The organism is Reyranella massiliensis 521 (genome assembly GCF_000312425.1).
Lineage (GTDB): Bacteria > Pseudomonadota > Alphaproteobacteria > Reyranellales > Reyranellaceae > Reyranella > Reyranella massiliensis.
Genome location: NZ_HE997181.1, coordinates 1,172,381 through 1,191,668 on the forward strand (window position 1 = coordinate 1,172,381; position 19,288 = coordinate 1,191,668).

The following is a 19,288-nucleotide window of genomic DNA, read 5'->3' on the forward strand; positions in this document are numbered from 1 at the left end:
TCAGCTCAGTACGCCTTTCGCCAACCGATCGAAGGCCTCCCAGAACAAGGCCCGGATGTCGTCGGTTTCCATCATGATCTCATGGCGGGCATGGGCGATTGTGAAGTGCTCGCCGTGCCGGAGCCGGGCTGCAACCACGGCATGGCTCTTGGGATCGATCAGCCGGTCTTCATCCGCTGTGATGAGCAGCAATGGCAGCTCTATGCGTTCGAGATATCCGGGCTGCAGGGCGGTGGCCATCGAGCGGACCGCCTGGCGGCCCCAGCCCAGGGTCGGTCCGCCGAGGGCAAGTCGGGGATCGGCCGTGAACCAGTCGTCGGTGAAGCGGTAACGCCGCTCGTCGTGGGTGACGATATTGGAGTTGAATTCGCGGGCCAGCAGCACGAATGGTCCGGTGCCGAAGAGGTAGCGCTCCTCGACGATGGGCACCTCCGGCATCAGCATCAGGACCGACCGCAACATGGCTTCGCGATAGAGGCCGGTCATCGGCGAGACGAACAAGGCGGCGGACAGCGGCCCCGGTCCGTTCTCCGCGAGATCGCGCATCAGGATGTGGCCGCCCATGGAATGGCAGAGCGCCAGGACGGGCCGCGGCGCGATAGGCCCTATGACGCTGTCGAGGAACAGCCGGACATCGGCCATGTAGGTGGTGAAATTGTCGATATGGCCTTTGCCGCGGTCGGCCAGGGGGCGGTCGGACAGGCCCTGGCCGCGCCAGTCCATGGCCGCGACGGCGTAGCCCCGCGCCAGGAGTTCGCCCACGACCTCGGTCGAATATTTCTCGATGAACTCGGCCCGGCCGGTCAGGACGACGACGGTGCCCCGGGCCGGACCTGGTCCCGGGCTGTTCCACCAGGCGTACCGAATGCGCGCGGCGGCGCGCTCAAGAAAACCGTAACGGTCCGCAGCCCGATAGGTTGCATGAAGGGATGGCGGCACGCCGGCCGGTGCTGCCGTCGGATCTTGATCGGTCATTCTTTGTGGCGTTTTGGCGAAGGTCTCGGGCCAAAGCCAGCGGAGAATTAGGCATTTTGGCCATCATCCCTGTCGGTCTCTTTACCGTTGGGGGAGACGCGGGCTATAGATCGCGGCGTCGCCTGATCGCCTGCGAAGGGTCGTAGACGAGGAAATCTGGCGCAAGGAAACCTCCAAGAGGTCTGCCGCACTGCGTGGTAGTCGGCTCGTTTGGTGAGTCGATCCGGCACGGTCCTTGCGCCGACGCCAGTCGTCCGCAGGAGACATGCGACCGCGATCCCCGAAGCGAGCATGCGCCATCGGCGGAAGCCGGAGCTGTCAAACCTTTCATGATGCGTCGGGGTCTCGTTCTTCTGATTGCGGCGTTGGCCACGGTTGTCGGCTGGCGCTTGCTCGATGGCTATCTCCAGGCCGCCAATGTCGAAGGTCCGTTGCATGGCGTGACTTACGCGCCGTGGGCGAAGGATCAGGATCCGCTCGAAGGCAAGTCGAGCGGCGTATGGAGCTTCCTGCGCACCGCCGTGACCGACGCGCCGACGCCGCAGATCAAGCCGCGCAAGGAGCAGATGGAGCGCGACTTCGCGATGCTCTCCGGCAAGGTCAACTACGTCCGTACCTACCGCACGACCGACGGCGGCGACGTGATGCCGGCCCTTGCCACGAAGTACGGGCTGAAGCTCGTCCCCGGCGCCTGGATTTACAGCGCTAACGAAGCCAAGCAGCAGTTCGGCCGCGAGGCCGGCGAGGTGAACGGCGAGGAGACCGGCGCGCTGATCCGCATCGCCAACCAGAACCCCAGCGTCGAGCGCGTGCTGGTCGGCAACGAGAACATCCTGCGCTGGGACGGCGAGCGCGACCGGCGCGACCCCAATGCCGTCAGCCCGGCGCAGCTCATCCGCGAGATCAGGAACGTCAAGCGCAACGTCAAGGTGCCCGTCAGCACGGCCGAGCCGTGGCACATCTGGGAGCGCTATCCCGAGCTGGTGCGCGAGGTCGACTATCTCGCCGTGCACATCCTGCCCTACTGGGACGAGCAGTCGAGCGCGACGCCGCTCGAGTACGTGAAGGAAAAGATCGCGCTGCTGCGCAAGCTCTATCCCAACAAGAACATCGTCGTGACCGAGGTCGGTTGGCCGTCGAACGGCGCGGCGCGGCGCAGCCCGGCGACGGGCCTGGTCAAGTACGCGACGCCGGCCGAACAGGCCAAGAATGTGCGCGACATGGTGGCGTGGCTGCGTTCGCAGAACATCGACACCTTCGTCGTCGAAGCCGTCGACCAGCCCTGGAAGTCCTACGACCTCGAAGGCAAGGCGGGTGGCTACTGGGGCCTGTGGAACGCCGACCGGCAGCAGAAATTCGCCTGGACCGGCCCTGTCGAACGCTTCCCGCAATGGACCGCGTGCGCTGCCTGGTCGCTTGCGGCGTCGCTGCCGCTGATGCTGCTCTTCCTGTGGCGTTGGCCGCGCCTAGGCGCAATAGGCCAGCTGGGCTTCTGCAGCCTCGTGGCCCTGTCGGTGAGTGCCGTCGTCTATGGCGCGTCGGTTGCCGCCGGGACCTACATGCTTGCCTCGGAGATGGTGAGCTGGGGCGTACTCGCCTTCTTCCTGGTGATCAGCCTGGGCATGGCCCTGATCCAGGCGCTGGAAATGGCGGAAACGATCTGGCGCGGTCGTTGGACGCGCGAGGCCCTGCCGGCTGCCGAGATGATTGCCCGCCAGCCGGCCGATCGCCATTGGCCCAAGGTCTCGCTCCATCTGGCGATCTGCAACGAGCCGCCGGCGATGGTGATCCAGACGCTCGATTCGCTGCAGCAGCTCGACTATCCGAACTTCGAAGTCATTGTCATCGACAACAACACCAAGGATCCCGCGGTGTGGCGTCCGGTGCAGGACTACTGCGCCCAGCTCGGCGAGCGCTTCAAGTTCTTCCACTTCGACGTGATGAAAGGCTTCAAGGCCGGCGCGTTGAACTACGTGTTGAGCCAGACCGCGCCTGATGCCGAGGTGATCGGCGTCATCGACAGCGACTACATGGTGCGCCCGGATTGGCTGAAGGCGCTGGTGCCGTACTTCGACGACGCCAAGATCAGCTACGTGCAGGCGCCGCAGGATCACCGCGACTGGAAAGGTGATCGGTTCAAGGAGATGCTGAACTGGGAATATGCCGGCTTCTTCGACATCGGCATGTGCCTGCGCAACGAATACGATGCCATCATCCAGCACGGCACGATGACCCTCGTGCGCCGCTCCTGCATGGAGGAAATGGGCGGCTGGGCGACCTGGTGCATCACCGAGGACACCGAGCTCGGCCTGCGGCTGATGGAGAACGGCTACGGCGCCATGTACAGCCGCGAGCGCTTCGGCCATGGCCTGACTCCGGATCATTTTGCCGGCTACAAGAAGCAGCGCTTCCGCTGGGCCTACGGCGCCATGCAGATCATGAAGGCGCATGCCGGCAAGATGCTGGGCAACCAGACCAAGCTCACCTTCTGGCAGAAGTTCCACTTCGTCGCCGGCTGGCTGCCGTGGTTCGCCGATGCGCTGAACCTGATCTTCACCTGGGCGGGCCTCGCCTGGGTCCTGGCCGTCTTGCTGCCGCCGCTGTTCGGCATCAAGCCGGTCGGCCTGCCGCCGGCCGAGTTCATCGTGCCGACCATCGGCATCTTCGTCTTCAAGCTGGTCTACTCGTTCGGCCTCTACTTCGATCGCGTACGCTGCACTTTCCGGCAGAGCATAGGCGCGTCGCTGGCGGGTCTGGCGCTCACCTATACGGTGGGGCGCGCGGTGATCTACGGCCTGGCGACCAGCCGGCTGCCGTTCATGCGCACGCCCAAGATGGACGAGCGCGCGACGCTCGGCATGGCGCTGGGCATGGCCCGTGGCGAAGCCGTGCTGGCCGTATTGCTATGGCTGGCCGCAATCGTGCTGTGGACCACCAACGGCGTGGTCAACCCGGAGGCGCGGCTCTGGGCGATATTCATGGTCGTCCAGTCGCTGCCTTTCGCGGCGGCCGTCTACGTCTCCATGGTGAACGCCCTGGAGCAGATGCGGCACGCCCGGACGGTGTTCGACGCCGCCCCCGCGGCTCCGGCCGCGTCGGCGCCCGCCCTGCAGGCCGCACAGTAAGGGGAGGGCGCTTTTCCCTGTCGACTCGGTGAAAGCGTCTGTTAGCGTTTGATCATGCCCTCGACTGAGTCACACGATGGCCGCGGCGCGCGCGCAGGCACGGTCCTGTTCCTGAAGCGCTGGCTGCGGCGGCCCTTTACCATGGGGTCGGCTGTCCCCAGTGGACGCCTGTTGGGGCAGGCAATGGCAGGGGCGACGCTGGCAGCCATCGAAGGACGCCAGGGGCCTATCGTGGAACTCGGCGCCGGCACCGGCCAGGTCACCCGGGCGTTGCTGGAGGCGGGCATTCCCGCCGACCGGCTGGTGCTGATCGAACGCGAACCCGAGCTCGCGGCCTTCCTGCACCGCCATTTCCCGGAACCGTACATCGTCGAGGGAGACGCTGCCCGCCTGCCGCAGCTCCTGCAGGAACGGGGACTTGGAACGCCCGCCGCCATTGTGTCGAGCCTGCCGCTGCTGTCGCTGCCGGCGGATGTCGTGGACGGCATTGTCCGCGGCGTCTTCGAGGCTCTGCCTCGAGGGGCTGCCCTCATCCAGTTCACCTACGGCCCCAAGCCGCCCGTACCGCGCAGCCTGCGTGAAAGCCTGAGGCTGGTCGCCACGCGGGGCCATCGGATCTGGCGCAACATGCCACCGGCCGTGGTCTGGACATTTCGGAGGCCCGAAGGCGCGTGAGATCGTTTCGTTTTGATCAGATGCTGCGGGACGAGGTCACTGCCCGTCTCAACCGCTTCGACCTTCGTCGCCAGCTCGATGCCGGGGGGCTGAAGCGCGCGGCCGTCGCGGTCGTCCTTGTCGAGGCCGACCAGCCGGGAGAAGCGGCGTTCCTGCTGACCAAGCGGACCCCCAAGCTGCGCGCCCATGGCGGGCAGTGGGCGCTGCCGGGTGGCCGGGTCGATCCCGGCGAGACGATCGAGCAGACGGCATTGCGCGAACTGCACGAGGAGCTGGGCATACTGGCCTCGACCGACGACGTCCTTGGCACGCTCGACGACTATCCAACGCGCTCGGGCTATCTGATCGCGCCCGTCGTGGTGTGGGCGCCGGGCATCACGATGACGCCCAATCCCGCCGAAGTTGCCGGCGCCTATCGCATTGGCTGCGGCGAGCTGTTTCGCGATGGTTCGCCCGAGATCGTGGCCATCGAGGAATCCGACCGGCCGATCATCCGCCTGCCGTTGCCGGTCGCGACGGTGAACGCGCCGACTGCCGCTCTGCTGTTTCAGTTCCGGGAAGTGGCGCTGGCCGGCCGCGACACGCGCGTCGACCATTACGAGCAGCCTGTCTTCGCCTGGCGCTAGGATCTCACGCTGAGATTTGCGGCGAGGATCGGCCGCCGCTTCAGGAAGACGGTGGTCTCCTGTTCCAGCACGGCCTCGCCGCGCTGATTGATCGTGACCTGCCGCACGCGCGCGATGCCGCGGTCGGACTTGGACGCCGAGACGCGCAGCTCGACGATGTCCGTGATGACGCGCAGCGTGTCGCCGGGACGCACGGGGCGGGCGAACTGAACGTCGCCGATGCCCGGCGAGCCCAGGCTGCAGGCCCGGAAGATGCCGAGGTCGAGCCAGAGCCGCAAGGTCACGCTCATCGTGTGCAGGCCCGACGCGATCAGGCCACCATAGGCCCATTTCTTGGCGAACTCGGCGTCGATATGGAAGGGTTGCGGATCCCACTGGCGCGCAAACTCGACGATGCCGGCTTCGGTCATCGTCAGGCCGCCGCTCGTGAAGCGTTCGCCGACCTTGAAATCCTCGTAGTAGCGATCCGTCAAAGGACCAGCTCCCTGTAGACGGTGTCTGGCATCGGGTTCCGGAAACAGGATGTAATCGCGACGCGGTTCATCGGGTGATGGGCCTTCGTCACTTTCTCTATTTTGGCGCCGATTATGTCGAGTCTGAGACGTTGGTGCCCGCGAGGCTGGTCGCATAGCAAGGGGGCCGACGGGGGGCGGGTAGGATGCGGCCATTCCTCGGGCCATGTGCTAGCCTGTCAGTCGAAATGAACTTGGAGACTTGGGATGCGGACTAATCCGACGCGGCGTCGTGCATTGGTACTGGCAGGGGCGGCAAGTGCGGCGCTGGCGGCGCCGGCAATCGCGCAAACGCCGTGGCCGAACAAGCCGGTAAGGTTTGTCGTGCCCTTCCCGCCGGGACAGGCCGCCGACATCTTCGCGCGCCTGATGGCCGAGAAGCTGACCGACGTCTGGAAGCAGCAGGTGATTGTCGAGAACAAGGGCGGTGGCAGCGGCATCCCCGCCACGGAATACGGCAAGGCCGCTGCGCCCGACGGTTATACCCTGATGGTCGTGTCGAGCGGCACGTTCGGCGTCAATCCCAGCCTCTATCCCGATCTGCCTTACAAGCCGCTGAGCGACTTTCTGCCGATCTCCAACATCTTCCTCGTCCCGCTGGTGATCGTGGCCCATCCCAGCCTGCCGGTGAACACGCTGGCCGAGCTGATCGCGGCCGCCAAGAAGGAACCCGGCAAGCTTTCCTATGCCTCGGCAGGGCCGGGGACGTCGCAGCATCTCAGCATGGAACTGTTCAAGCTGAAGGCCGGCCTCGACATCGTACACGTGCCCTACAAGGGCAGCGGGCCGGCCATGGCCGATCTGCTGGGCGGCCACGTGAAGCTCATGATGGACAGCACCGCCTCGGCGCTGAACCACATCCGTGACGGTCGCATCAAGGCTCTGGCGGTGACGACGGCCCGGACGGCGCCGCCGCCGCTCGACAATATCCCGCCCATCGCCAAGACGCTGCCGGGCTTCGATGCTGCCGGCTGGTCGGGCCTCGCGGCGCCGGCGCGGACGCCGCTCGAGATCGTGGCTCGGGTCAACAAGGACGTGACGGCGCTGTTGAATGACGATGCGGTGATCAAGCAGATCGAGCAGCGCGCCGCCATCCCGGCGCCGGGGTCGCCGATCCAGTTCGCCGACTTCATCAAGAAGGAAATCGACACCTGGGGCGAGGTGGTAAAGGCAACCGGGACCAAGCCGGGAACCTGAATGCGATGAAACTCTACAGCCTCAAGAACGGCGTCAATCCGCGTCGCGTCCGTATCTTTCTCGCCGAAAAGCGGATCTCGATCCCCGTCGAGGAATTCGACATGGAGAGTGCGGGCCACAAGCAGCCCGCCTTCCTGGCGAAGAATCCGCTCGGCACCTTGCCTGTGCTCGAACTCGACGACGGCACGCTGATCTCCGAATCGGTCGCAATCTGCCGTTACTTCGAGGAGATGATCCCCGAGCCGCCCTTGTTCGGCCGATCCTCGTTGGAGCGGGCGCAGGTAGAGATGTGGAACCGCCGTATGGAGCTCGAACTCCTGCTGCCGACCATCGACGTCTTCATCCACACCAATCCGTTCTGGATCGGCAAGCGCACGCAGATCGCGGCATGGGGCGAGCAGCGCCGCAAAGTGCTGGTGGAACGCATGGGCTGGCTCGACCGGGAACTTGCAGGCCGCGAGTTTATCGGCATCGACCGCTACAACATCGCCGACATTACCGCTCAGGTAGCCCTCCTGACGGCGCGGGGGGCGCTGAAGCTCGCGATCCCCGAGGATCACGCAAACCTGACACGCTGGTGGAACGCCGTCTCGTCGCGCCCGACGGCACGAGCCTAGCCCTTCGCAGCGGTAACGAAAAAAGGGACGCCCGAAATCTCGGACATCCCTTTATCAAGGCGAGTCTAGGCGAAAAGAAACAGACTAGCAACGCGCGGCACATCTCAATAAATGAGAACCCCTTCGCACCAGTTGGGGACAGAGATGATTGCCTGCGGATTGGATTTCGGGACGTCGAACTCGGCGATCGGCGTCGCACGCAACAAGACCGCGGCACTGGTGCCCGTCGAAGCAGACAGCACGCTGATACCGAGCGCGGTGTTCTTCGACTACGAAACCAAAGGCCGGATGCTGTTCGGCGAGGAAGCCATCTCGGCCTATGTCGGCCAGACCGAAGGCCGGCTGATGCGGGCGTTGAAATCGATCCTGGGCTCTCCCCTGATCGAGGAGGAGACCCTCCTGGCAGGCCGCAAGGTGCCACTGAAGCAGGTCGTCGAGATCTTCGTTCGACATCTCAAGCAGAAGGCCGAAGCCTTTGCCGGCCAGGAGATCACGACCGTCGTGCATGGCCGGCCGGTGCGTTTCGTGGACGATGACGACGCGGCAGATGCGCGTGCGCAGGCCGTACTCGAGGGAATTGCGAAGCAGGTCGGGTTTCGCGACGTTGCGTTCGTGTACGAGCCGATTGCTGCCGCCCATCACTACGAACAGACGGTACAGGGCGAGGAACTGGCCCTCATCGCCGATATCGGCGGCGGCACGAGCGACTTTTCCATCATCCGCGTCGGACCGCAGCACCGGGACCGTGCCGATCGCACCGGAGACGTGCTCGCAACGGCCGGCATTCGCGTGGGCGGTACCGACTTCGACACCGCACTCAACCTCGCCGCGGTGATGCCGCTCCTGGGGCTGGGCACGCAGCTCGTGAAAAAGAACCTGCCGATGCCGAATGCGCTCTATCACGAGCTTGCCGCCTGGCCGACGATCAACTTTGCCTACACCTACAAAAACGAACGCGAGCTTTCCGAGCTGGTCTCGCTCGCGCGCGAGCCCGAGAAAGTGGAGCGGTTGCTGACGGTCGTGCGTGACAGGCTCGGTCATCGCGTCGCCTTCGCCGTGGAAGACGTCAAGATCTCGCTGAGCGCAGAGGAATGTGCGGACGTGTCTCTGACGTTTCTCGAGGCGGGCCTATCGGTCGCTGCGACGCGCGCCGAGTTCGACCGCGCCATCGAGACGAGGACGGAACGGCTTTACAGATCCGCAAGCGAGTGCATTGCAGCGGCAGGCCTGAAGCCCGCCGCCATCGATACGATCTTCCTCACGGGTGGATCGAGCCGTGTCCCCGCCGTACGCGCCGCGATCGGACGGGCAGCGCCGTCCGCCCGTCTCGCCAGCGGTTCGGATCTTTTGTCTGTCGCGTCGGGGTTGACGCAGATGGCCGGCGCCTTCTGACGGCGGCCGCGCGCGCCCTCAGAGGCCGAGGGCGCGCATGCCGTAAATCAGGCTGATCACCAGCAGGCCAATGAAGATCGTCTGGGTGATCAGCAGCATCACTGGACCCATGCCGATACGTGCCAGCGCCAGCAACGACGTCTTCATGCCGAGGGCCGCGATGGCGGTGATGATCAGGAACGACGAAATCTGGCCCACCGCATCGCGCACGCCGGCCGGCACGACACCCATCGAATTGAGCGCGGCCAGTGCCAGGAACCCGAACAGGAAGACCGGCGGCGTGGGGCGGGCATCGCTCTGCGGGCCGCCGCTCCTGGCCACCCACCAGGCGATCCCGGCGATGGCCGGCAGGAGGGCCGCCACGCGCAGGAGCTTGGTGATGATGGAGTCGCTCAGAACCTGCGGACCCATCGTCTGGCCGGCGCCGGCGACCTGCGCCACGTCGTGGATGGCGCCGCCCAGGAACACGCCCATCTCGAACAGCGAGAAGCGCAGCACATCGTGCAGGGTGGGGTAAATCACCATCACCACGGTACTGAGGAAGTTGACGCCCATGACCGTGAAGGCGAGGTCGCGGTCGGAATTCTCGTGCTTCGGCAGCACGGCCGAGGCGGCCATTGCCGCTGCCGCACCGCAGACGCCGGTGGCGCAGCCGGTCAGCAGACCGAAATCGCGGCTGAGGCCAAAGAAACGCGCCGCCCAGGCGCCGAAGACGATGGTACAAGCGACGGCTGATACGGCGATGACGACCGGGAGCGCCCCGCCTTCGACAAGCTGGCCGAGCGTTAGCCGTGCGCCCAGCAGGGCAACGCCAACGCGCAGCAGCGTCCGTCCGGCGAATTCCAGTCCGGGCTTCAGCACAGCCTTGGTCGACAGGGGCTGCAACGCCATGCCGATCACCAGGGTGAGGATCAGCGGCGGCACCCAGACGGCACCGAAGCGCAGCAGGCTATGGGTGTCGAGATAGAACGCTACCGCGGCGATGGCGGCGCAGAGGGCGATGCCGGGGGCAGAGCGGCGGAGGTTGTCGGGCGCCCAGAGCCGCGCCAGCTCGACGGCGACTGTACTACTACGCATCGAGGATGGCGACGAGCTGGCCTTCGCCGATTGCCTCGCCTTCGCTGACCTTGATTTCCTTGATGACGCCCGCCTTGGGGGACAGCACCGGGATTTCCATCTTCATCGACTCGAGGATCATGATTTCCCCTTCGACGTCGACGCGATCGCCGGCTTTGACCTGGATCTTCCAGACATTGCCCGCAATCTCGGACTTCACATTGACGACGGCCATTCCCGTAGCTTCTCCCGCTCTGCGCTAGCGCTGCCTAAGCTTTTCGGACACCACGCGCGCCAGTGCAAGGGCGGAGCCGCCCACATGGGCGCCTAGTCGATATGCCGCTGCATTGGTAGTGGAGACTATTCCGTCCTGCAGAGTGGAGCGGCCATCGCCGATGCACGCTGACTGCGCGGCGACGGCGACGGCGGCGATCCCGTGCTTGTCGAGCTCGGCCAGCGCCAGGACGCCGCCACGGTCGGCGCCAAAGCCCGCATCGTTGAACATCAGCAGGAGTGGCTGGAAAGGCGCTGTTGCTGTTGCGGCATTCAGGGCGCCGTGGCTGCCCGTGGCGACGATGCGGCCGCGATCCTCGGGTATCAGCAGGCTCGCCGAATCGGCGCAAATCACCCCTTCGACCAAATACCGGCTCTCGCCCTTGGCCGATGGCATCGTATGGGGCCAGGGTGCCTGCTTGAGAAGCTCGGCGGCCTCTCGCACCGGCATGCCGGGCACGACACCGCATTTTGTCGCGAGCGCGTTGGCGCGGCTGATGGTGCCGCGTCTTTGCAAGTCGGCCGCATCGCCGATGCGCGCGCTGGCGGTCGCCACCGCCGCCATCGCCATGCCGAGCTTGTCGGCATAGGCGAGGCCGCTGACGCCGGCTTCGTCCTTGCCGATGCCGGCATCGTGGTGAATGGCGGCGCGGCAGCCGTATTTGGCCGACATGTAGGCCGCGTAGACCGCACCGTGAGAGCCGGTGATGACAACGGCGCCGTCCGCTTCGGGGGGCAGCTTGGTAACACTGTCGAAAATCAGGACGGCAACGGACATCGCGCGAACCTAGCGGGGACGCTATACCTCGGCCATGTCCGAAAAGGTGGACAACAAAGTGAGCATCCTGATCCTGCAACATCCGCAGGAGCAGGACCGCGTCCTGGGTACGGCACGGCTGATCGCCGCGACGCTTGCCAATGCGAAGGTCGTGGTCGGCCTGTCGTGGCGCAACCTCGCGCATGCCGTCAAGGAACCGGCCGAGGCCAAGGACTGGGGCGTACTCTATCTTGGCTCGACGCACGCGAAAGGGCAGGCGCCACTGGTCGCCGTCGATCGCAAGGGCGAGCCGCTGGCCGATCAAGCCGCTGGGCTGGCGGGCCTCAAAGGGTTGATCGCGCTCGACGGCAACTGGGCGCAGGCCAAGGCCTTGTGGTGGCGCAATCCGTGGCTGACCAAGCTGCGCCGCTTCGTGGTCGTGCCCGATGGCCCCTCGCTCTACGGCGACCTGCGGCGCGAAGCGCGGCCGGATGCGGTGTCGACCCTGGAGGCCGTCGCGTTGGCGCTTCAGGTACTCGAAGGCGATGCTGCAGTGCGGGAGCGCTTGCTCGTTCCCTTCCGCGAGCTGCTGGCCAAGGCCCGCGCCGCCGGTGTCCGTGATTCCAAACGGGATCGTCGGTCCCGGCGTTAGCCCCTATACTCCGCCCATGCTCGACCAGCCGGCAGCCCAGCTTCCCGTTTCCCAGCGCACCAATCCGGAGCGCTCCTTTACCGAGGAAGTCCGGGCGCTTCGACTGGGCGAGGGCGAAGTCTTCCGCGGCGAGGGCATCCTGGCCGTCACCAAGGCGATCCTTCAGTCTGGCGTTGCCTATGTCGGCGGCTATCAGGGCGCGCCGGTCTCGCATCTCGTCGACGTGCTGGTGGAATCGCAGGACTTGCTCGACGAACTCGGCGTCCATCTCGAAACCTGCACCAACGAATCCTCGGCGGCAGCGCTGCTCGGCGCCTCGATCAACTATCCGATCCGCGGTTGCGTCACCTGGAAATCTATCGTCGGCACGAATGTGGCGGCCGATGCGCTCTCCAACCTTGCTTCGCCCGGCGTGATCGGCGGCGCATTGATCGTGGTCGGCGAGGACTATGGCGAGGGCGCCTCGGTCATCCAGGAGCGCACGCAGGCCTATGCGCTGAAGTCGTCGGTCTGGCTTATGGACCCGCGGCCCACGCTGCCGACCATCGTGCGCTGCACGGAGAAGGCCTTCGAGCTTTCGGAAGCCACCAACACGCCGGTGATGATGGAACTGCGCATCCGCGCCTGTCACGTCACCGGCGAGTTCGTCGCCAAGGACAACAAGCCGCCGGCGATCTCGCGAAACCATCGTCTCGCCAGCCCGGCGCTGCACAATTACGACCGCATTTCCCATCCGCCCTCGACCTATGTGCACGAGAAGGTGAAGGTCGAGGTGCGCCAGCCGGCCGCCGAGCGCTTTATCGTCGAGCATGGGTTGAACGAGTTCCTGCCGGGCGAGCGCTCGGATCTCGGCATCATCGTCCAGGGCGGCATCACCAATGTACTGGTGCGCGGCCTCGACCGCCTGGAAGTCGAGGGCAAGATCCCGACCCTGGTGCTGAACGTCACCCATCCGTTGGTGCCCGACCAGATCGCCGACTTCTGCAAGGGCAAGCGCGCCGTGCTGATCGTCGAGGAGGGGGCGCCCGACTATATCGAGCAGGCCATCCATGCCCTCCTGCGCAAACGCGACATCGATACCAAGATCTACGGCAAGGACGTGCTGCCGATGGCCGGCGAATACACGGCCGAGGTGGTGACGGACGGCCTGCTGAAGTTCTTCGCGCAATCGGCCAACGATATCGACCTCAGCAAGCCGCGCGAGCGTTTCGAGGCGGCGCGTGCGGGCCGAGCCGAGGCGCAACGCCTGCTGGGTGGGCTGCTGCCGCTCCGGCCGCCGGGCTTCTGTGTCGGCTGCCCCGAACGGCCGGTCTTTTCGGCGATCAAGCTGCTCGAACGCGAAGTCGGCAAGGTCCATATCTCCAGCGACATCGGTTGCCATTCCTTCGCGACCCTGGCGCCGTTCAACCTCGGCAACTCGATCCTGGGTTTCGGCATGTCGCTGGCCGCTGCAGGTGCGGTGGCGCCGGTGATGCAGAAGCGCACCATCTCGGTGATGGGCGATGGCGGCTTCTGGCACAACGGCCTGCTGAGCGGCGTGGCCTCGTCGATGTTCAACCGCGGCGACCGCGTGCTGGTCATCATGCAGAACGGCTACACCTCGGCGACCGGCGCGCAGTTCATTCCCAACACCTCGGGCAACCGCCGCGACGGCGAAACGACCTCGGACATCGCGGCCACCTTGAAGGCGATGGGTGTCGGCTGGCTGCGCACCATCCGGACCTACAACGTCGGCACCATGCTCAAGACCTTGCGCGAGGCGATGAGCACGGACGACAAAGGCCTCAAGGTCATCGTCGCCGACGGCGAATGCCAGCTCGCCCGCCAGCGTCGCATCCGTCCGCAGATTGCCGCCCAGCTCAAGCGCGGCGAGCGGGTCGTGCGGACGCGCTATGGCGTCGACGACGAGGTCTGCACCGGCGATCACTCCTGCATCCGGCTCTCGGGCTGCCCGTCGCTGGTCGTGAAGCCCAGTCCCGATCCGCTGCGCACGGACCCCGTGGCCAGTGTGAACAACGGCTGCGTGGGGTGCGGACTCTGCGGTGAAGTGGCGGATGCAGCCGTCCTCTGCCCGTCCTTCTACAAGGCGGAGATCGTGCAGAACGCCACCTGGTGGGACCGCCTGAAATGGCGCGTGCGGTCGGCTGTCATCGGAGCGATGGCAAGTGCCTAAACCCGTTACGATCCTGATCGGCGCCCTGGGCGGCGATGGCGGCGGCGTGCTGTGCGACTGGATCGTGACGGCGGCGCAAAGCCAGGGCCTGGGCGTGCAAGCGACGCAGATTCCCGGCGTTGCGCAACGTACCGGCGCCACGACCTACTATCTCGAAGTGATGCCCGGGACCGCGCCGCCCGCGTCGGTGCTGGCGCTCAATCCGGCGATCGGCGAGGTCGACGTGGCGCTGGCGACCGAGCTTCTGGAAGCCGGCCGCATGATCTTCAACGGCTTCGCGACGCCGGATCGCACGACGCTGATTGCCTCGACCCACCGCGTGCTGGCCATCGGCGAGCGCATGGCGATGGGCGATGGCAGCTTCGATGTCGGCCGCCTGCTGCGTGCCGTAAAGGAACGCAGCAAGGAACAGATTCTCTTCGACATGGATCAGGCGGCCGAGGAATCGGGCGGCGTGATCAACGCCGTGCTGTTGGGGGCACTGGCCGGATCGGGCAAGCTGCCGATTGCCGACAGCGCCTTCGAGGCGGCGATCCGGCATGCCGGCAAGTCGGTCGACACCAATCTCGCGGCCTTTGCCTTCGGGCGGGGCCATGCGCGCGGCGAGTTGGAGCAGGCGGTGCGGGAGCACCGCAAGCGGCAGGCTGCGGCGCAGGGCGTCGAAGACCTGATCGAGCGGGCGCGGCGGACCTATCCGGCATCGAGCCTCGACATCGTGGAGGAGGGGATTCGCCGCCTCACGGGCTATCAGGATCGGAAGTACGCGACGCTCTATCTCGACCGACTGGACACGATCCACGCCTTGGCCTCGACCGATCTCCTGCGCGAGACGGCTCGGCACCTGGCCGTACGCATGTCGTTCGAGGATGTGATTCGGGTTGCCCAAGCCAAGACGTCGGCGGAGCGGGTGGCGCGGGTTCGGTCTGAAGTGCGCGCAAAAGCCAATGAGCCGCTCACGATCACCGAGCACTTCAAGCCGGGCATCGAGGAGATCGCCGCGGTGCTGCCATCGGGCCTAGCACGTCGTTTGCTCGCCTGGGGCGAACGCACCGGCCGCCTGGGCAAGAGCTATTTCTCCATGCATGTGCGCACGACGACCATTCTGGGCTTTGCACGCCTGCGTCTGGTCGCTGGTCTGCGTTGGTGGCGCCCGCGCACCTTCCGCTATGTCGAGGAGCAGGCCGAGATCGAGCGGTGGCTGGAACAGATTCGTGCCGCCGCGCGGCTCAGCGTCGATCTGGCGCGCGAAATTGCAGAGCTGGCGCGGCTCATCAAGGGCTATGGCGACACCTACAAGCGCGGGCTGGGCAACTATCGCCGCATCTCCGACGAGGTGATCGCTCCGGCGCTGGCCGGCCGCATGGCGCCGAGAACCGCAGCCGATGCCGTCGCCAATGCTAGGGTGGCAGCGCTTGCCGATCCCGAGGGAGAGACCTTGTCGAAAACCCTGGCGGCCATCGCATCGGCCAGTCCGTCGCTCCGGCAGGCCGCCGAGTGATCGACATTGCGGCTCTCGCGCGGCGCGACACGTTCGCCCGCGGCCTCGGCATCGAGCTGGTCGAAGCCTCGCTCGGCCGGGCCGTGACGCGCGTCACCCTCGAAGAGCGACACCTGAACTTCAACGGCGTCGGCCATGGCGGCTTGACCTTCACCTTGGCGGATGCCGCCTTCGGCTATGCCTGCAATTCGCAGGGCGTGATCTCGGGCAGCATCGACGCCCACATGATCTACAGCATGGCCGCGCGTTCGGGCGATGTGCTGACGGCGACGGCCGTCGAGATTTCGCGCTCCAGCAAGGCCTCGAACTACCGCATCGACGTCGTGCGCGCCGACGGCAAGCTGGTCGCGGCCATGACCGGCACGGCCCTGATCAGCGGCAAGCCGGTGGTGGTCTGACGCCATGCCGCTCACCAGCCGACACGAGATCACCGTCGAATGGGGCGACTGCGACCCCGCCGGCATCGTCTACTACCCGTCGTATTTCCGCTGGTGCGATCAGGCGACCTACCGGCTGTTCCTCGCGGCCGGGCTCAAGAGAGACGACATCACCAGCGGCCAATGGAAAGAGGGAACGCCGCTCGTCAAAGCGGAATGCTCCTTCCGCCGGCCCTCGCAGCATGGCGAGAAACTCGTCATGGAGAGCCATGTCTCGCGCTTCGGCAACAGCTCCTTCACCATCAGCCACGTGTTCCGCGACGCCTCGGGTGCCGTCGCGGCCGAAGGCACCGAGACGCGCATCTGGGCGCGCAAGGACGGCGATGCGCGCTCGTTGACCTCGGTGCCGATCCCCGACGACGTCCGGAAGAAGCTCGGCGGTTAGGCCGCCGCCTTCAGGATATCGGCCATCTTCTCGCCGACCATGATCGAAGGCGCATTGGTGTTGCCGGAGGGCATGGTCGGGAAGATCGAGGCGTCGGCCACGCGCAGCCCTTCGAGGCCATGCACCTTGAGTTTGTCGTCGACGACGGTGCCGGGGCCTTGCGGGCCCATGCGGCAAGTGCCGATCGGGTGATAGGCCGTCTGCGAGTTGTTGCGGATCCAGGTCAGGATTTCATCGTCGCTCTTCACCGAGGCACCTGGCGAGAACTCCTCGTCGCGATAGGCGTCCATTGGTGCCGCATCGACGATCTTCCGCATCATGCGGAAGCCCGCGACCATCGCATCCTGATCGATCTTGTCGGCCAGGAAGTTGAAGCGGATCGCCGGATGCGCCTTGGGATCGGGCGACTTGATGTGGATCGAGCCCAGGCTCTCGGGCCGGAGCTGGTAGCAGGCGATGGTCATCGAGGGGAAGTCCTGCAGCTTGCGGGTCTTCGGGTCCTTGATGGCGTAGGGCACGAGGTGCATCTGCACGTCGGGCGTCTCGAGTTCCGGCCGCGTCTTGAGGAAGGCGAGCAGGGGCGCCGACGGCAGGCTCATGAAGCCGCCGCCGGTGGCGAGGTACTTCATCATCTGTGTGACGGCGCCGAGGCCACGCGCCATGTGGTTGTAAGAGACGTTGGCGACCTTCAGGCGCCAGATGATGCGGGCGTTGATGTGGTCACGGAAGTTCTCGCCCACGGCCCTGAGTTCGTGCTTCACCTCGATGCCATGGTTCCTCAGCAGTTCGGGCTGGCCGATGCCGGAGAGTTCGAGGATTTGCGGACTGGCGACGCCTCCGGCTGAAAGGATCGTTTCACGAGCGCGCGCCTGGACGATCTTACCGTCCTTCTCATACTCGACGCCGACGCAGCGTTTGCCGTCTAGCAGGACGCGCAAGGTGTGGGCGTTGGTGACGACGTGCAGGTTCGGCCGCTTCATCGCCGGTTCGATGTAACAATGGGCGACGCTCATGCGTCGGCCCTTGTAGATCGAGGTCTGCGTCTTCACGACGCCTTCCTGGTCTTCGCTGTTGTAGTCCGGGTTGGTCTTGAAGCCGGCAGCCTTGGAGGCCGCGAACAGGGCGTCATAGAGCGGGTTCTGGTCGGGCACGGTCGAGACCTTGAGCGGGCCCTCAGTGCCACGGCCGTTGGAGCCGTTGCCGTCGACGAAATTCTCGATGCGTGTGAAGACCGGCGCCACGTCGCGCCAGCTCCAGCCGCGGCACCCCATCTGGGCCCAGGTGTCGAAGTCGAGCGGCTGGCCACGCACCCAGACCAAGCCGTTGATCGAGCTGGAGCCGCCCAGGAGTTTTCCGCGCGGCACCGGAATGGTCCGGTTGGCGGTGTTGGCTTCCGGCTCGGACTGGTAGAGCCAGTTGGCCGCCGGATTGTCGATCAGCAGTCCGAAAGACAGAGGCATCCGAGAATAGGGATGACTGGCTGCGCCTGCCTCCAGCAGGAGGACCTTGTTGCTCGCCGTTTCCGACAGACGGGCAGCAAGCGCGCCGCCCGCCGACCCTGCGCCAACGATGATGTAGTCGTATTCGGCCATTTCCCCCGATTCCCGTGTCTTTGTCTCGTGATTGTGAGCCTAGCGCACTGCCATGCGATTGGCAGGAGCAATCTCGCCTCGCCGGGATTGGAGGGGCATGTTTCGGCGGGCTGATACGTGCATTCCGGTCGATGGCGACCTCCTGCGCGTCGTGAATACCGCCAAGGCGCGACCCGTGCGATAAGCTCCTCGTCAGAACGGCGGGGAGAGAGGGCGATGCTCGAGACGGAAAAGGGCAGGGCAGAGGTATCGAGATTCACGATCGACCTCGCGATCCGCATCGCCCTGATTGCCGGCGTGGTCTATGTGAGTCTGCTGCTCCTGCGGCCGGTGGCGCCTTTGATCCTGTGGGCCATCATCCTGTCGGTGGCCGTCTATCCCCTGTTCAAGGTGATGCGCCGGCGCCTCCACCTGCGCAGCGGCCTGACCGCGGCAGTGCTGTCGCTCCTTCTGCTGGTGCTGCTGCTCACGCCGGTCGTCGTTCTCGCAGGTTCTGCCATCGAGACGCTCAATGCCTACGCACAAATGCTGCTGCGGGGCGATCACGTCGTGCCGCCTCCGCCGGAATCGGTTCGCGCCTGGCCTTTGGTCGGAGAGCGGATCTACGAATTCTGGATGCACGGCTCGGAGGACATCCGTGCTCTGGTGGCGTCGCATGTCGGCCAGATCGCCTCGCTTGGCCGTTGGATCGGCCGGATCGCCGCGGGCGTCGTCTTCGAGGTCCTGCAGTTCGCCGGGGCCATCATTGTGGCGGGGATCCTGCTCGCCTATGCGGAGAGGCTCGGCGAAACGGTAAGCGGGCTGGCCGGCCGTATCGCCGATACTCGGGGGCGGCACTTTGTTGAAATCACCGGCTCGACCATCCGTAACGTTTCCCAAGGGGTGATCGGCGTCGCGCTGCTGCAGTCGGCTTTGCTGGGTGTCGGCATGCTGGTGATCGGCGTTCCGTTTGCCGGCGCCATCACCTTCGTCTGCCTCGTGCTGGCAATCGTGCAGGTCGGTCCCAACATTGTCATGTTGCCGGTAATCGTCTGGGTGTGGTTCGAACAGCCGGCGCTGGCCGCAGCGCTGTTCACCGCCTACACGGTGCCGCTACTTCTCCTCGACAACGTGTTGCGTCCCATCCTCATGGCGCGCGGCCTGCAGACGCCCATGGCCGTCATCCTGGCCGGTGTGATTTGCGGCACCTTGGCCGGCGGATTGATCGGACTCTTCGTTGGCCCGGTCGTGTTGGCGGTGTTCTACGATCTGGTGACGGCCTGGATCGCCGGCGGTCATCGCATCGGTGGCGAGGCCGCTTCCCAGAAGGTCGAGGCCGTCGATCAGCGCAGCTAGGCACCTGCATT

General features: G+C 65.6%; 18 protein-coding genes. 12 read left to right on the plus strand and 6 right to left on the minus strand.

Annotated features, from left to right (window positions below; all coding sequences use genetic code 11):
* Complete coding sequence (locus tag BN60_RS05805; RefSeq protein ID WP_020695059.1) at nucleotides 1–975, minus strand: alpha/beta fold hydrolase; 975 nt, start codon at nucleotides 973–975, stop codon at nucleotides 1–3.
* Nucleotides 976–1,304: 329 nt separating this feature from the next.
* On the opposite strand from BN60_RS05805, the gene BN60_RS05810 reads away from it, so the two are divergent.
* Genes BN60_RS05810 through BN60_RS05820 form a run of 3 tightly spaced genes read left to right on the plus strand, consistent with a single transcriptional unit; the run spans nucleotide 1,305 to nucleotide 5,401 of the window.
* Nucleotides 1,305–4,100: a glycosyltransferase gene (locus tag BN60_RS05810; RefSeq protein ID WP_020695060.1), complete on the plus strand. Its 2,796-nt coding sequence runs from the start codon at nucleotides 1,305–1,307 to the stop codon at nucleotides 4,098–4,100.
* Between the two features lie 54 nt (nucleotides 4,101–4,154).
* Nucleotides 4,155–4,775, plus strand: coding sequence for a class I SAM-dependent methyltransferase (locus BN60_RS05815; protein ID WP_148283332.1), 621 nt, complete (start codon nucleotides 4,155–4,157; stop codon nucleotides 4,773–4,775).
* Nucleotides 4,776–4,795: 20 nt separating this feature from the next.
* The gene (locus tag BN60_RS05820; protein ID WP_020695062.1) at nucleotides 4,796–5,401 is read left to right on the plus strand and encodes an NUDIX hydrolase; all 606 of its coding nucleotides are present in this window, start codon (nucleotides 4,796–4,798) and stop codon (nucleotides 5,399–5,401) included.
* Here BN60_RS05820 and BN60_RS05825 read toward each other — a convergent pair.
* A complete protein-coding gene (locus BN60_RS05825; protein WP_020695063.1) occupies nucleotides 5,398–5,874 on the minus strand; it encodes a MaoC family dehydratase in 477 nt (158 codons plus the stop codon). The genes BN60_RS05820 and BN60_RS05825 overlap by 4 nt on opposite strands.
* 246 nt (nucleotides 5,875–6,120) lie before the next feature.
* On the opposite strand from BN60_RS05825, the gene BN60_RS05830 reads away from it, so the two are divergent.
* The 3 genes from BN60_RS05830 (at nucleotide 6,121) to BN60_RS05840 (ending at nucleotide 9,119) form a co-directional block, all read left to right on the plus strand.
* The gene (locus tag BN60_RS05830; RefSeq protein ID WP_020695064.1) at nucleotides 6,121–7,110 is read left to right on the plus strand and encodes a Bug family tripartite tricarboxylate transporter substrate binding protein; all 990 of its coding nucleotides are present in this window, start codon (nucleotides 6,121–6,123) and stop codon (nucleotides 7,108–7,110) included.
* A gap of 5 nt (nucleotides 7,111–7,115) precedes the next feature.
* On the plus strand, nucleotides 7,116–7,727 hold the full coding sequence (locus tag BN60_RS05835; RefSeq protein ID WP_020695065.1) for a glutathione S-transferase family protein: 612 nt from the start codon (nucleotides 7,116–7,118) through the stop codon (nucleotides 7,725–7,727).
* A gap of 144 nt (nucleotides 7,728–7,871) precedes the next feature.
* Nucleotides 7,872–9,119 carry an Hsp70 family protein gene (locus tag BN60_RS05840; RefSeq protein WP_020695066.1) on the plus strand — a complete coding sequence of 416 codons (1,248 nt, stop codon included), beginning with the start codon at nucleotides 7,872–7,874 and terminating at the stop codon, nucleotides 9,117–9,119.
* Between the two features lie 18 nt (nucleotides 9,120–9,137).
* On the opposite strand, the gene BN60_RS05845 is transcribed toward BN60_RS05840, so the two are convergent.
* The 3 genes from BN60_RS05845 to BN60_RS05855 are packed head-to-tail and all read right to left on the minus strand — an operon-like array spanning nucleotide 9,138 to nucleotide 11,226.
* Nucleotides 9,138–10,196 carry a YeiH family protein gene (locus BN60_RS05845; RefSeq protein WP_020695067.1) on the minus strand — a complete coding sequence of 353 codons (1,059 nt, stop codon included), beginning with the start codon at nucleotides 10,194–10,196 and terminating at the stop codon, nucleotides 9,138–9,140.
* Nucleotides 10,189–10,410, minus strand: coding sequence for a biotin/lipoyl-binding carrier protein (locus BN60_RS05850; RefSeq protein ID WP_020695068.1), 222 nt, complete (start codon nucleotides 10,408–10,410; stop codon nucleotides 10,189–10,191). Before BN60_RS05850 ends, BN60_RS05845 begins: the two co-directional genes overlap by 8 nt.
* A gap of 24 nt (nucleotides 10,411–10,434) precedes the next feature.
* The gene (locus BN60_RS05855; protein ID WP_020695069.1) at nucleotides 10,435–11,226 is read right to left on the minus strand and encodes a hypothetical protein; all 792 of its coding nucleotides are present in this window, start codon (nucleotides 11,224–11,226) and stop codon (nucleotides 10,435–10,437) included.
* A 34-nt stretch (nucleotides 11,227–11,260) separates the two neighbouring features.
* Here BN60_RS05855 and BN60_RS05860 point away from each other — a divergent pair, with 34 nt between their 5' ends.
* The 5 genes from BN60_RS05860 to BN60_RS05880 are packed head-to-tail and all read left to right on the plus strand — an operon-like array spanning nucleotide 11,261 to nucleotide 16,350.
* Entirely contained in the window at nucleotides 11,261–11,857 is a 597-nt protein-coding gene (locus BN60_RS05860; RefSeq protein ID WP_020695070.1) for a DTW domain-containing protein, read from the plus strand.
* Between the two features lie 16 nt (nucleotides 11,858–11,873).
* Complete coding sequence (locus tag BN60_RS05865) at nucleotides 11,874–14,030, plus strand: thiamine pyrophosphate-dependent enzyme (RefSeq protein ID WP_020695071.1); 2,157 nt, start codon at nucleotides 11,874–11,876, stop codon at nucleotides 14,028–14,030.
* A complete protein-coding gene (locus BN60_RS05870; RefSeq protein WP_020695072.1) occupies nucleotides 14,023–15,528 on the plus strand; it encodes an indolepyruvate oxidoreductase subunit beta family protein in 1,506 nt (501 codons plus the stop codon). The genes BN60_RS05865 and BN60_RS05870 overlap by 8 nt, the downstream gene beginning before the upstream one ends.
* Nucleotides 15,525–15,926 (plus strand): PaaI family thioesterase, encoded by a 402-nt coding sequence (locus BN60_RS05875; protein ID WP_020695073.1) that lies wholly within the window; start codon nucleotides 15,525–15,527, stop codon nucleotides 15,924–15,926. Before BN60_RS05870 ends, BN60_RS05875 begins: the two co-directional genes overlap by 4 nt.
* Nucleotides 15,927–15,930: 4 nt before the next feature.
* Complete coding sequence (locus BN60_RS05880; protein WP_020695074.1) at nucleotides 15,931–16,350, plus strand: acyl-CoA thioesterase; 420 nt, start codon at nucleotides 15,931–15,933, stop codon at nucleotides 16,348–16,350.
* Here the strand turns inward: BN60_RS05880 and BN60_RS05885 are convergent.
* Entirely contained in the window at nucleotides 16,347–17,942 is a 1,596-nt protein-coding gene (locus BN60_RS05885; protein WP_020695075.1) for a GMC family oxidoreductase, read from the minus strand. The two genes, BN60_RS05880 and BN60_RS05885, sit on opposite strands and share 4 nt — an antisense overlap.
* 216 nt (nucleotides 17,943–18,158) lie before the next feature.
* Between BN60_RS05885 and BN60_RS05890 the strand changes: the two genes are divergently transcribed.
* Nucleotides 18,159–19,277, plus strand: coding sequence for an AI-2E family transporter (locus BN60_RS05890; protein ID WP_020695076.1), 1,119 nt, complete (start codon nucleotides 18,159–18,161; stop codon nucleotides 19,275–19,277).
* Nucleotides 19,278–19,288 lie beyond the last annotated feature (11 nt).